A 12942-nucleotide genomic window follows, 5' to 3' on the forward strand; every position below is an offset into this window, starting at 1 on the left:
ACATCGCTTCCCCTTTGCTCATCGCACCCCGAGGGCCTGGCGCCCCAGCAAGGGGAGGGCGGCATGAAGATGCCCGAAGTGCTGGAACACCTGCCCGCCGTGGGACACCTGCTCGGCCGCAAGCCGGGCGGGCAGGAGGACGTTTTGCCCAGACGTGACCCCACCCTCACCCTGCCGGACTTCCACGCCGTGCCGCTGCCCGCCAGCGAGCGCCGGCTGGGAGACGGCCGCACCTTCATCGTGCACCACCCCTCACCGCGCGCGCCCCGGGGACCGGGCCTCACGGTGATGAGCTACAACATCCTCATGGGCGGCGAGCGCCAGGAGGCGCTGCTGGAGTACTTCACCCAGCTGGAGGCCCAGGGCCGCATGCCGGACGTCATCGGCCTGCAGGAGGCGGGCGTCCCCATGTCGGTGCTGCTCGCGTCCCGCTTCGGCTTCCACCTGGCCTACCAGGGCAACGACGGCGATGACGGCACGCGGCTGGTGAACGGCAAGGCATGGCTCAGCCGCCATCCCATCGTGGACGCCGCGCACTTCACCTACGTCCTCAGCGACGCCGAGCGCAACGAAGCCATCTCCCGGCAGGGCTACGCGGGTGAGCTGGTGGAGGACCGCGGCGTGCTCTGGCTGAAGCTGGAGGTGGCCGGCAAGCCGCTCTACCTCTACAACCTGCACCACGCGCTGGGCGACTCGGCCATCAACGCCCTCAACCTGCGTCAGCTCAACGCGCTGCTGCGCCGGCGCGAGGGCGCCTCCGCCGTGGTGCTGGGCGACTTCAACGCCAACACCGCCATCAAGCGCGGCGGTTCCTGGCTGGTGGCGCACCTGCTGCACGCGAAGCAGGACGACGACACGGACACCATCGAGGAGTTCCGGCTCCGCTACGGCGACGACATGCACAACGTCACCGTGGGGGACCGGGGCGTGGGCAACATCTCGGATCCGCGCCTGCGCCACGAGCTGCACGTGCTGGAGCAGGAGCTGCCGGAGACGGTGTGCCACGCGGCGACGGTGCGCGTGCGGCTGGCGGACCACTCGCTGACGACGCCGCACCACGCGCGTCAGGAGCTGAGCTCCGGCCAGATTCCCAAGCACAGCCCCGCGTGGTGGCGCCTGCAGGACATCGCGGACTGCGCGACGCTCACCTCGCACCCGGACAGCCACGGCGTGGTGCACGCCACGGGCAAGCGCTTCGACAACTTCTACGCGACGCGCTCGCTGGTCCCCGTCCTCTTCGAGGTGGACCGCTCCACCGAGTCCTCGGACCACCAGCCGGTGGTGGCCCACTACCGCTTCTCCGACGGACAGACCCAGTACCCGTCGCACCACTGACGTCCCGTGCGGCCATCGCTACGCGGCGATGGCCGCGCAGCGGTGGCGCGCGAACAGGTCCTTCACGTAGCGGCCCAGCAGGGCCGCGTCGATGTCCGGGCACTGGAGGTCCGTGCCCGCCAGCGCGGCACGGGTGTGGTCCGTGCGCACGCGCGGCGTGCGGTGGTGCAGCTCCAGCACCGTGCGGGTGCCGTGGTAGACCTTCTCCCGCAGGAACGCGACCAGCGGGAAGAGGGCGTTGTCCGGCCCCACCCGGCCCAGCTCCCGCAGCCACACCGCCGGAGCCACCCGGCGCACCGGGTGCCCGTGCTCGCCCAGCATGTCGAAGAGGGCGTTGTGCGAAGGCTCCTGCTCGCGCTCCGGCGTCAGGTTGTACGTGCCGCCCGGCGCCTGGGTGAGCACCAGGTGCGCGGTGGCGCTGGCCACGTAGTCCACCGGCACCGGCAGCCAGTACTTGTCCGGCAGGTCCGGTGACATGCCCAACTGCGCGTTGCCCACCAGCAGCCGGCACAGCATGTCGTCCGCGTTGCCGATGCCCGTGCGGCTGTGGCCCTGGATGAAGCCCGGCCGGTAGATGCTGACGGGCAGGCCGCTGTCGCGCGCGTCCGCGGCGATGCGCTCCGCGACCCACTTGGCCCGCGTGTAGCCGTTCTCGTAGACCATCAGGTCCAGCGAGCGCTCCAGCGCGAAGTCCTCGGCCACCTCCTCCACGCCCAGCAGCGTGCCCACCGCGCCGTGGACGCTGAGCGAGGACACGTGGTGCAGCGGCTTCGCGCGGCCATACGCGCAGAAGGCCAGCACCTGCTGCGTGCCCGCGACGTTGGGCCGCCCGGCGTCCGCGTACGGCAGGATGTAGCTGATGCTCGCGGCCGAGTGCACCACCGCGTCGCACTGGAGCGCGAGCGCGTCATGCACGGACGCCTCCAGGCCCAGCCGCGTCCGGGTGATGTCGCCCGCCACCGCCTGGATGCGCCCGTCGCGCCAGGGCAGGTGCACGCCGTACTTGCGCGCGGTGGCGCGAAGCCGGGCGCCGGCCTCCGCGTCGTCGCGGGCCCGCACGAGGCAGTGGATGCGCTCCACGCGGGGCGCCAGCGCCGCCAGCAGGTGGATGCCCAGGAACCCCGTCGCCCCGGTGAGCAGCAGCGTGCGCGGCGGCTGCGTCACCCGCGCGGGCGTCGCGAGCTGGGGCAGGGCCGTGGAGCGCGCGTCGGTGAGCAGCGTGGCGCGCACGCTCTGGGGGCCGCCTTCCGCCGGGACAGCGCCGGCCTCGCAGAAGGGCAGGAGCAGCTGGGGCGTGGGGTGCGAGTACACGCGGCGCGACGGCAGCGACACGCCGAAGTCCTCCTCCACCCGCGCCAGCACGTGCGCCACGCCCAGCGAGTCGCCGCCCGCCTGGAAGAAGTGCGTGGAGGGCGTGACGGTTCCCGGCGCCGCGCGCAGGCCCCGCTCGAAGGCGCGGCACAGCTTGTCGATTGGCGTGGTGGGAGCCTCGGACGCCGCGGCGCGGGGCTCGGACGCGGTGGTGCCCACCCAGTCCATGGGGGGCGGCAGGGCCTGCCGGTCCACCTTGCCCAGGTGGGGCATGAGCGGCAGGCGCGGCAGCGCCACGAAGCGGTGCGGCACCATGTAGTCCGGCAGCACGACACCCAGGTGCGCGCGCAGCGCGTCCAGGTCCACCGTGTGGCCCTCCTGCACGCTGTGGTAGGCCACCAGCAGGCCCGTCGTCTGGCCCTGCGCGTCCGTGTGCTCGAAGACCGTCACCGCCGCCTGCGCGACGCCGGGATACGCGTACAGCGCCTGCTCGATGGCCTCCAGCTCGATGCGGAAGCCGCGCAGCTTCACCTGTTGATCCATCCGGCCCAGGAAGACGAGCGCCCCGTCCGCGCGGCGCAGGGCCTCGTCTCCGGTGCGGTACCACCGGGCGCCGTCCGCGTCCGTGGGGAAGCGCTCCCGCGTGCGCTCGGGCTGGTTGCGGTAGCCCTCCGCCACGCCCTCGCCGCCAATCCACACCTCGCCCGTCACGCCCTCCGCGGCGTCCTGGCCATCCGGCCCCACCACGCGCAGGCGCACGCCCGGCAGCGCCTGACCGATGGGCACGGGGGACTCGCCGCCCTTCACCCGGTACGCCGTCGCGCAGACCGTCCCCTCCGTGGGGCCGTAGGCGTTGAAGACGCGGCGGCCGGACGCATGCCACCGCTCCGCGAGCGGCGCCGGGCAGCGCTCGCCCGCCATCACCACGCACGCCACGTCCGGCAGCGTGTCCACGTGCGGGCCCAACTGGCCCAGCACCGACGGCGGCAGGCACAGGTGCGTCACGCGCTGCTGGCTCAGGTACTCCGCCATGCGCCGGCCGGGCAGCAGGTCCTCGCGCGAGCCCTGCACCACGGCGCCGCCCGCGAACAGCGTCGGGAACACCTCCCACACGGACGCGTCGAAGTTGATGCTGGCGAACTGGAGGTGCCGCGTGTCCGGCCCCAGGCCCAACAGCGGCGCCACGCCGTGCACCAGGTTCACCAGGCCCCGGAACGTGCACACCACGCCCTTGGGCTCACCGGTGCTGCCCGAGGTGTAGATGAGGTAGGCGGGCCGGTCCGGCGGCGCGTCGATGAAGTCCGGGACCTCTGCGTCCTCCTTGCCGTCCACCACCGCCGCGTCCGCCTCCAGGAAGGGCAGGGGAGAGCCCAGCCATGTCTCGAGCAGCCCCACGGAGACGCGGTGCATGCGCTGGGTGACGACGCCGCGCAGGCCCGCGTCGCGCAGGATGCGCAGGAGCCGCTCGTCGGGGAGGAACGGATCCAACGGCACGTAGGCCGCGCCCGCCATCCAGATGCCCAGGATGGCCGGGATGACCTCCGGCCCGGGCACCACCATCAGCCCCACGCGGTCCCCGGGCTGCACGTTCCACTCGGTGCGCAGCCGCCGAGCCACACGGGAGGCCCGGCGCAGCAGCTCTGGCTGCTTCAGCACCGTGGCTCCGAAGGCGACCTCCGCGGTCGGGGGCAGACGCAGCGTGGACGGACGGGCCATGGTGCATTCCTTGGGATGTAGTGACTCGCGCGACGGGGGGATTTCGCGCGTGAAAAGTCTAAAGACTGGCAGCGCGTGCGCAATACGTGGGAACCACGCGCTGATACATCTCAAGTCTTGATTGCGACACGCCGTTCGGGTCATCCGCGCCCCCGTCTCTCCCGGAGGACGTCCACGTCCGGCGTCTGTCATTCCTGCCTGGATATATCTTTGGAACGCCGCGGGCGCGCGTCGTCACGCCGTTGTGACGATGTCTGCCTTTTTCCCGTGGGGGTGTGCCGCGGGCGCGCGCGCGGTCCGGCCCGGGTGGGTGCAACCTGATCCGTCGGGGTGGGGACACACCCCCTGACGCGCTGGATGATTCAGGCGCGCTGGGCTGTAGTGGAGGACCGGATGCCTTCGCTACGACACGCCTTCCTGCTCAACGCCGTTCGCGAGCTTGGCCGCTCGGTGACGGACATCGCCCGGACGCGAGCCTCCTGGGACGCGTGCATGGAGCGGATCCGCGAGACGTGCACCACGACGCTGGGCATGGAGTACGACACGCTCGCCCGCTTCGACGCGCGCTCCGTCGTCAGCCTCTTCACCCACCCGGAGCAGGCGCGCATCCTCGCCCGGCTGGTGGATGAGCGGGCGCGGCTGTGCGAGGCCCATGGCCGGTACGCGGACGCGCTGGCGGACAGCGTCTACGCGGGCCAGCTCCTCATGTGCTCGCGGGCCCGCTTCGGCCTGCCCCGGGACGCCCGCGCCGCGGACGTCCTGGAGCGCGAGGCCGGGACGCCGTCACCCCTGCCTCCTTTATTAGAGGAGTGACGCGAGGCTTCAGCCGGCCTTCACCTTCAGGACGACCTTGCCCACGGCCTGGCGCGACTCCAGCTCGCGCAGCGCCTGCGCGCCCTCCTCGAAGGGGAAGACGCGGCCCACCACCGGGTTGACGATGCCGCGCGCCGCGAGCGCCTCCAGGTCCTTCGCGATGGCACCCGTCAGCTCCGGCGCCTGCATCAGGAAGGCGCCCCACGCCACGCCCACCACGGTGACGTTGCGCAGGAGCAGCCGGTTCACGGCCACGGACGGAATCTGACCGCTGGCGAAGCCCACCACCAGCAGCCGTCCCTCCGGCGCCAGCACCTTGAGGCTCTTGTCGAAGACGTCTCCGCCCACCGGGTCCAGCACCACGTCCGCGCCCCGGCCGTCCGTGGCCTCGCGCACGCCGGCCTGGAAGTCCTTCAAGAGAAGGACGCTGTCCGCGCCCGCGCGCTTCGCCACCTCCACCTTGCGCGCGTCGCTCACGACCGCCAGCACGCGCGCCCCGGCCCCCTTCGCCACCTGCACGGCCGCGGTGCCCACGCCTCCCGCGGCGCCGTGCACCAGCACCGTCTCGCCCTGGCGCACCTGCCCGCGCCGGTGCAGCGCGAAGTGCGCCGTGTGGTAGTTCATCACCACGCCCGCCGCCTGCTCGAAGCTCCACGCCTCCGGGATGGGGAAGGCCAGCTCCGGCGGCACCACGCAGACCTGCGCGAAGCCGCCCAGCGTGAAGGAGAAGCCCATCACCCGGTCTCCGGCCTTCACCCGCGCCCCCGCCGGCGCGCTGCGCACCACGCCCGCCACCTCCACCCCCGGCACGAAGGGCAGCTCCGGCTTCATCTGGTACTGGCCACGGGTCAGCAGCAGATCCGGGAAGCTCACCCCGGCCGCCACCACATCAATGAGCACCCCGTCCCCGGCCTCCGGCTCCGGGACGTCCACCATCACCAGTCCCTCGGGCCCCGCCAGCCGCTGAAGCTGCAACGCGCGCATGTGTGTCGCCTCCTGGAGGCCGGGACGCTAGCCCGCCCGCCCGGGCCGGAGGGGCCGCCCAGTGTCAGCGGTGACACGGGACCCGCCCGGGTCAGGAATAAATGAGACGGCAATTTCTCCCCGTCGTTCACTCATTGCACGCATCCGCCGACAGGTGCTTCAACCATGAAGTAACCGCCTTACCGGTTTGAAGCATCCACCCCGTTTCAGCCGGGCTGCGTGAGTCCCTCCGTCATTTCAAGCAGTTGCGAGATATTCTCGAAGTCTGAGAAGAGACGTAAAGCTGGAAATCTCGCCTGTACTTGAAAAACGCGCCTCTCTTGTGTCACAGTGTTTTCCTAATCTTTCCCCTTAGGAGGATTGCATGTACGAGAAGCGAGTATTCGGCGCCCTGGGTGCCGCGGCCCTGTCCCTGATGGTTGGCGCTTGCACCGACGGCGCTCCTGCTTCGAACACGGAGGACGCGAACGTCCAGAAGGCTTCCGCCAACCTGGCGGCGGGCCAGAAGGTCATCGCGGCGGACTCCGACGCGGTCCCCACCTTCCTCACCGGTTCCTTTGGTTCCGTCCCCGCGCCCTCGGCCATTCAGGGCATCGCGGCCCAGCAGCAGCTGGCGCCGGTGCTCGCGGGCGTGGCGCCGCTGTTCCGCCTGGACCCGAACGACCTGTTCCTGAAGAAGGCCTACGTCGGCTTCGACGGTGACACCCACTTCCGCTACGGCGTGACCAAGAACGGCATCCTGGTTCAGGGCGCCGAGCTCCGTCTGCACGCGCGCAACGGCTCCGTGTTCGCGGTGAACACGAACGCCCGCGGCGACCTGAAGGCGGATGCCAAGGCCTCCATCGCGGCCGAGGCGGCCCTCGCGGCGGCCATCGGCGACCGCAGCTCCCCGGAGCGCGCGTCCTCCAACGCGGAGCCCCAGCTGGTCTACCGCCGCTCGGGCAACGAGCTGGTCCTGGCCTACGAGGTTCGCGTCCAGGGCGAGCTGAAGGACACCACCCCGGTGGACGACTCCGTGTACGTGAACGCCAAGACGGGCGACGTCTTCGAGCGCGTTCCGCACATCCACTCGGCGAAGAACCGCCAGGTCAACGACATGCAGCACCGCACGAACGTCCCCACGGGCGGCGTGCGCGCCCGGTGGGAGGGTGATGCCGCCCACGCCGACCCGGTCGTGAACAACAACTACGACCACCTGGGCACGGTCTACGACTGCTACCAGAACCTGTTCGGCCGCGACTCCATCAACAACGCGGGCGCGACGCTGAAGAGCTTCGTCCACTACAGCAACAACTACGTCAACGCCTACTGGGACGGCACCCAGATGGTGTACGGCGATGGCGACGGCGTGAACGCCTCCAACCTGGCGAACTCGCTGGACGTGACGGCGCACGAGCTGACGCACGCCGTGACGGAGAACGAGTCCGACCTCATCTACTCCGGTGAGTCCGGCGGCCTGAACGAGTCGCTCTCCGACATCTTCGGCGCGGTCTGCGAGTGGTACAGCAAGGGCAAGGTCATCGACGCCAACACCTGGATCGTCGGTGACGACGTCTGGACCCCGAGCATCCCGGGCGACGGCCTGCGCTACATGGACAACCCCACGAAGGACGGGGACTCGCTCGACTACTACCCGGACTACTCCTCCGGCGTGGACGTGCACTACAGCTCGGGTATCTCCAACTACGCGTTCTACCTGATGTCCCAGGGTGGCACGCACGTGCGCGGCAAGACGACCCAGGTCGTCACCGGCATCGGCTTCGAGAAGGCCGCTCGCGTCTTCTACAAGATCAACGCCGACCTGCTGACCTCGTCCTCCAACTTCGAGGCGGCGAAGACCGCGTCGGAGCAGGCCGCGACGCAGCTGGGCTTCACCGCGGCGGAGATCGCCTCGGTGGGCAACGCCTGGAAGGCCGTGGGCGTGGGCGTGCCCGTGCCTCCTCCGGTGACCACGCCGATCGAGAAGGGCGTGCCCGTGACGGGCATCTCCGGCTCCTCCGGCAGCCGCGCGTACTACTCGGTGACCATCCCCGAGGGCGCCACGGACGTGACCTTCACCATGTCCGGTGGCACGGGTGACGCGGACCTCTACGTCCGCAAGAACAACGCCCCGACGGACTCCCTGTACGACTGCCGTCCGTACAAGTCCGGCAACAGCGAGGTCTGCACGTTCCCGACGTCCGGCGCCAAGGGCATCTGGTACGTGATGATCAAGGGCTTCACGTCCTACGCGAACACCAGCCTCTCCGTGACCTGGAAGGGCGGCTTCGTGGACATCGGCAACGAGACCCGCATCGAGAACCTCTCGGGCGTGCCGGGCTCCGTGCAGACGTTCATCATCGACGTGCCCGAGTTCAAGAAGGACTCCGGCATCAACACCCTGTCCGTCGCCCTGGGCGAGGGTGAGGGCAACGCGGACCTCTACGTCCGCGCCGCCGCCGCCCCGACGCAGTTCGAGTACAACTGCCGTGGTGTGAAGGAGAGCGCGACGGAGAGCTGCATCCTGCGCAACATCCCGGCGGGCAAGTACTACATCAGCGTGGTCGGCGTGCCGAGCCTGGTGGACACCACGGTCAACGGCTACATCAAGACCGTGATGGCGGCCTCCTACAAGGTCCCGTAGTCCCTGAAGGCGCAGGGCGCGGCGAAGCCGCCGCGCTCCGCTCCTGAAAGACCCCGGGCTCCCGCCTCCTCGCGGGACCCGGGGTTCTTTTTTTGCCTCAGTGCGCCGCGCCCGCCGGGCTCGCCGTGCCCTCGGGGGCCAGGCGCATGGACTGCGCGCGGCCGTAGGTGAGCGAGCGCCACAGCCACTCCACCGGGCCGAAGCGGAAGCGCGCCAGCCACCAGTGGCAGAAGGCGAGCTGCGCCGCGAAGAGGACCGCGCAGTAGAGCACCGTGCGCGACGGCGGCGTGTGGCCGATGAGCCCCAGTCCCCAGCCGTCATACAGGCACAGGCCCATCACGGACTGCATGAGGTAGCACGTCAGCGCCATGCGGCCCGCGGGCGTGAACACGCCCAGCACCTTGCGCCAGCGCTCCTTCTGGAAGAGCAGCGCGAAGGCCGCCGCGTAGCCCGTGCCCATGAAGAGGTAGCCCACGTCGCGCGGGGTGCGCAGCCACGCCAGCCAGCCCGGCGGACTGGCCACGCCCCGGTAGACGAGGTTGAGCACCATCACGAGCAGCCCGATGACGCTGCCCACCCCCAGCCCCCAGGCCGCCAGCCGCCGCAGCAGCGGACGGTGGCGCTCCACGTCCTGGATGAGCCCGCGGCGTCCGGCCCAAAGGCCCAGCAGGAAGCGGCCCAGGACGATGGACAGCAGCAGCGGGCGGCTGGGGTTGTTCATCCCCGCCCAGCCGAAGCGCACGTTGGCCCACTGGCTGGTCACCACCGAGTCGCTGGACAGGCCGGCGAGGAACTCCGCGCGGTGCGCCGCCTCCTCGTCCCGCGTGGCCTTCTGGGCGCGCTCCGCCTCCGCCGCGCCGTGGAGCACCGTGGGGAGCACCCGCTGTCCGACGGTGAAGGTGATGGGGAAGGCGAACAGCAGCACCGCCGCCCAGACGAGCACCGCCTTGTCGGAGCGCTTGCGGAACGGCAGCAGCATGAAGCCCACCACCGCGTACGTGGCGAGGATGTCCCCCACCCACACCCCGAACATGTGGACCAGGCCGATGCCGAACAGCACGGCCAGCCGGCGCCGGTACATCGGGACGATGGACGCCCCCTTCGCCTCCGCGCGCGTCATCTGCAGCGCGAAGCCCAGCCCGAAGAGGAAGGTGAAGAGGGTGACGAACTTCTGGTCGACGAGGAGGCCGAAGAGCGAGTTGACCGCGACGTCCAGCGGGGCGGACGCCAGCGCCAGGGCCTCCTCGCGCGGCAGGAGCATGCGGCCGTTGAAGGAGCTCAGGCTGTTGGAGATGAAGACGCCCACCAGCGCGAAGCCGCGCAAGGCGTCCAGGGCGTGGACGCGCTCGGAGCGCTCGGTGGGACCTGCGGAGGGTGTTTCAGACATGCCGGGGACTACACGCTGTCGTCCTCGGCAGCGTCAATCGAGCCCCCCTGCACGGCCAGCAGGCGCTCAGTGCGCGGCGCGCGCCTCGCCAGCGGAGGCCAGGCGCATGGGCTGCGCGCGGCCGTAGGTGAGCGAGCGCCACAGCCACTCCACCGGACCGAAGCGGAAGCGCGCCAGCCACCAGTGGCTCAAGGCGACCTGCGCCGCGAAGACGCCCAGGCACAGCAGCACCGTGCGCGACGGCGGCGTGTGCCCCACGAGCCCCAGCCCCCAGCCGTCATACAGCCAGATGCTCACCACGGACTGCATGAGGTAGAGCGTCAGCGCCATGCGGCCCACGGGCGTGAGCACCCCCAGCACCCTGCGCCAGCGCGCCTTCTGGAAGAGCAGCGCGAAGGCCGCCGCGTAGCCCGTGCCCATGAAGAGGAAGCCCACCTCCCGCAGGGTGCGCATGCCCACCATCCACACCGGCGGGTTGACCCCGCCCAGGGGCCCGCCGCCGGGGACGTTCCGGTACATCAGGTTGAGCACCAGCGACAGGGTGGCGACGGCGCCGCCCACCGCCAGCCCCCACGCCATCACCCGGACGAGCAGCTTGCGGTGGCGCTCCACCTCCTCCAGCACCCGGTGGCGTCCGGCCCACAGGCCCAGCAGGAAGCGGCCCAGGATGATGCACAGCCAGATGGGGCGGCCCGGGTTGGGCAGGTTCTGCCAGGCATAGACGGCGTTGGCCTGCTGCGACGCCACCACCGAGTGGCTGGACAGGCCGGTGAAGAACGCCGTGCGGTGCGCGGCCTCCTCCTCGCGCGTGGCCTTGGCGGAGGCCTCCGCGGCCTCCTTGCCGTGCAGCAGCTCCGGGCCGTAGCGCTGCGCGATGGACAGCGTGAGCGGCAGCACGACGAAGAGCACCGCCACCCAGGTGAGTACTGTCCGGTCCGAGCGCCTGCGGAACAGCAGCAGCGCGAAGCCCACCATCGCGTAGGTGCTGAGGATGTCCCCCACCCACACCCCGAACATGTGGACCGCGCCGATGCCGAACAGCACCAGCAGCCGGCGCCGGTACACCGGCACGATGGACGTGCCCCTTCCTTCCGCGCGCGTCATCTGCAGCGCGAAGCCCATGCCGAAGAGGAGGGAGAAGAGGGTGATGAACTTCTGGTCCACGAAGAAGCCGTAGAGCGAGTTGACCACCGTCTCCAGGGTGGACGCCGTCAGCGCCTTCGCCTGTTCGCGCGGCAGCAGGGAGCGGCCGCTGAACCAGCTCAGGCTGTTGGAGATGAAGACACCCAAGAGCGCGAAGCCGCGCAGGGCGTCCAGCAGGTGCACGCGCTCGGAGGCGTCGACGGGACCGGCGGAGGAGGGCTCGGACATGGGGCGCCACTACACGCCCGCGTGCGCCGCACCGTCAAACGCACGGGGTGTGACGCACGCCGCTTCGCCCGGTGACTCACGACGTCACAGCGGCGGGATGGATTTCTCCGGACCGGGCAGAACCTCGCGCAGGCAGCGCTCCAGTCCGCCGCGGTGGCGCCACTGCATGGGGTAGCCCAGCGACACCTCCTCGAAGCGCACGCCGTCGCGCCACAGCGTGGAGGGCATGTGCAGGTGCCCCGTCACCACCACCTCCGCGCGGTAGCGCGTGTGCCAGTCCTCCGTGAGGCGCGTGCCGCACCAGATGGAGAATCTCGGGATGCGCGGCAGCCGCACGTGCTCGTACCGCAGCGGGTAGTGGTTGATGAGGATGGTGGAGCACCCCGGCGGCAGCCGCTCCAGCCGCGCGCGGGTGCGCTCCACGCGCGCGTGGCACCAGGCCTGACGGGTGGGGTACGGCTCCGGGTGGAGCAGCACCTCGTCCGTGCACATCAGGTCGTCCTCCCAGGCCCACTCCAGCGCCTTGTCCGCGGGCACGGTGTCCGGGCGGAAGGTGTAGTCGTAGCCCAGGAACATGGGGACGACGACGCGGTGGGGCCCCTCGCCCGGCCAGCGCGGATACGGGTCCTCCGGCGTGAGCGCGCCGTAGCGGTGGCACAGGTCCACCATGCGCAGGTAGCGCGCCTCGCCCTTCAGCGGCGGCTGTTCCGAGGGCATGGTCCACAGCTCATGGTTGCCCGGCACCCAGACGACCTGGCGGAAGCGGGCGGTGAGCGTGCGCAGCATCAGCTCCATGTCCGCGAGCGTCTCGCCCACGTCTCCGCCGACGATGAGCCAGTCGTCCGGGCGCGGCTGCAATGCCGCCAGCGCCTCGTGGTTCTCCTTGTGCCGCAGGTGCAGGTCGCTGATGGCGTAGAGCTTCATGGTGTGCGCACGGGAAGCCCTACCTTAACGCGCACGGCCGCGCGCGCCATGGGAACGGCGGGCCGCCAACCCCGCCGTCAACCCAACGACGCCAGCAGCGCCAGCACCTGCTGCGGAGGCGCGGCGCGGTCCATCCAGGTGATGCCCTTCTCCCGCAGCCCGCGCGACGGCGGAAGCGAGGTATGCAGCGCGCAGGCGGCGCGCGGATGCCGGGCGCGCACGCACGTGAGCAGGCACAGGCCGTCACCATCCGGCAGGCCGTATCCGCTCACCACCACGGACGGCGGTGCTTCCCCCATCAGCCGCTCCGCTTCGCGCACGCCCTGGGCGAAGCGCTTGTCGCCGGGCAGGTGACGGGACAGCCGCCGCAGCGCCGCGAGCGCGCGTGGATCCGCGTCCACGAACAGGAAGCTGGGAGGGGGGCTGGAGGGCTCTCGCATGAAGGCAGTGGGTGGTGCGGACAGGCTTGACGCAAGAG

9 protein-coding genes are annotated in these 12942 nt (G+C 70.8%); 3 read left to right on the forward strand and 6 right to left on the reverse strand.

What is annotated here, in order from left to right:
• The first annotated feature begins 63 nt into the window (after positions 1–63).
• Positions 64–1335: an endonuclease/exonuclease/phosphatase family protein gene (locus JYK02_RS38775; RefSeq protein WP_207058000.1), complete on the forward strand. Its 1272-nt coding sequence runs from the start codon at positions 64–66 to the stop codon at positions 1333–1335.
• 18 nt (positions 1336–1353) lie between these two features.
• On the opposite strand, the gene JYK02_RS38780 is transcribed toward JYK02_RS38775, so the two are convergent.
• The gene (locus tag JYK02_RS38780; protein WP_207058001.1) at positions 1354–4362 is read right to left on the reverse strand and encodes a non-ribosomal peptide synthetase; all 3009 of its coding nucleotides are present in this window, start codon (positions 4360–4362) and stop codon (positions 1354–1356) included.
• A gap of 393 nt (positions 4363–4755) precedes the next feature.
• Here JYK02_RS38780 and JYK02_RS38785 point away from each other — a divergent pair, with 393 nt between their 5' ends.
• Entirely contained in the window at positions 4756–5175 is a 420-nt protein-coding gene (locus JYK02_RS38785; protein ID WP_207058002.1) for a hypothetical protein, read from the forward strand.
• Between the two features lie 9 nt (positions 5176–5184).
• On the opposite strand, the gene JYK02_RS38790 is transcribed toward JYK02_RS38785, so the two are convergent.
• Complete coding sequence (locus JYK02_RS38790) at positions 5185–6159, reverse strand: NADPH:quinone oxidoreductase family protein (protein ID WP_207058003.1); 975 nt, start codon at positions 6157–6159, stop codon at positions 5185–5187.
• A gap of 364 nt (positions 6160–6523) precedes the next feature.
• On the opposite strand from JYK02_RS38790, the gene JYK02_RS38795 reads away from it, so the two are divergent.
• The gene (locus tag JYK02_RS38795) at positions 6524–8782 is read left to right on the forward strand and encodes a M4 family metallopeptidase (RefSeq protein ID WP_207058004.1); all 2259 of its coding nucleotides are present in this window, start codon (positions 6524–6526) and stop codon (positions 8780–8782) included.
• Positions 8783–8879: 97 nt separating this feature from the next.
• On the opposite strand, the gene JYK02_RS38800 is transcribed toward JYK02_RS38795, so the two are convergent.
• From JYK02_RS38800 to JYK02_RS38815, 4 genes are all read right to left on the reverse strand, one after another.
• A complete protein-coding gene (locus JYK02_RS38800) occupies positions 8880–10169 on the reverse strand; it encodes a DUF418 domain-containing protein (protein ID WP_207058005.1) in 1290 nt (429 codons plus the stop codon).
• A 66-nt stretch (positions 10170–10235) separates the two neighbouring features.
• Positions 10236–11540, reverse strand: coding sequence for a DUF418 domain-containing protein (locus JYK02_RS38805; RefSeq protein WP_207058006.1), 1305 nt, complete (start codon positions 11538–11540; stop codon positions 10236–10238).
• A gap of 84 nt (positions 11541–11624) precedes the next feature.
• Positions 11625–12464 (reverse strand): metallophosphoesterase family protein, encoded by an 840-nt coding sequence (locus JYK02_RS38810; protein WP_207058007.1) that lies wholly within the window; start codon positions 12462–12464, stop codon positions 11625–11627.
• A gap of 77 nt (positions 12465–12541) precedes the next feature.
• Complete coding sequence (locus JYK02_RS38815; RefSeq protein WP_207058008.1) at positions 12542–12904, reverse strand: response regulator; 363 nt, start codon at positions 12902–12904, stop codon at positions 12542–12544.
• Positions 12905–12942: the final 38 nt, after the last annotated feature.

It is taken from the genome of Corallococcus macrosporus (genome assembly GCF_017302985.1).
GTDB lineage: Bacteria > Myxococcota > Myxococcia > Myxococcales > Myxococcaceae > Corallococcus > Corallococcus macrosporus_A.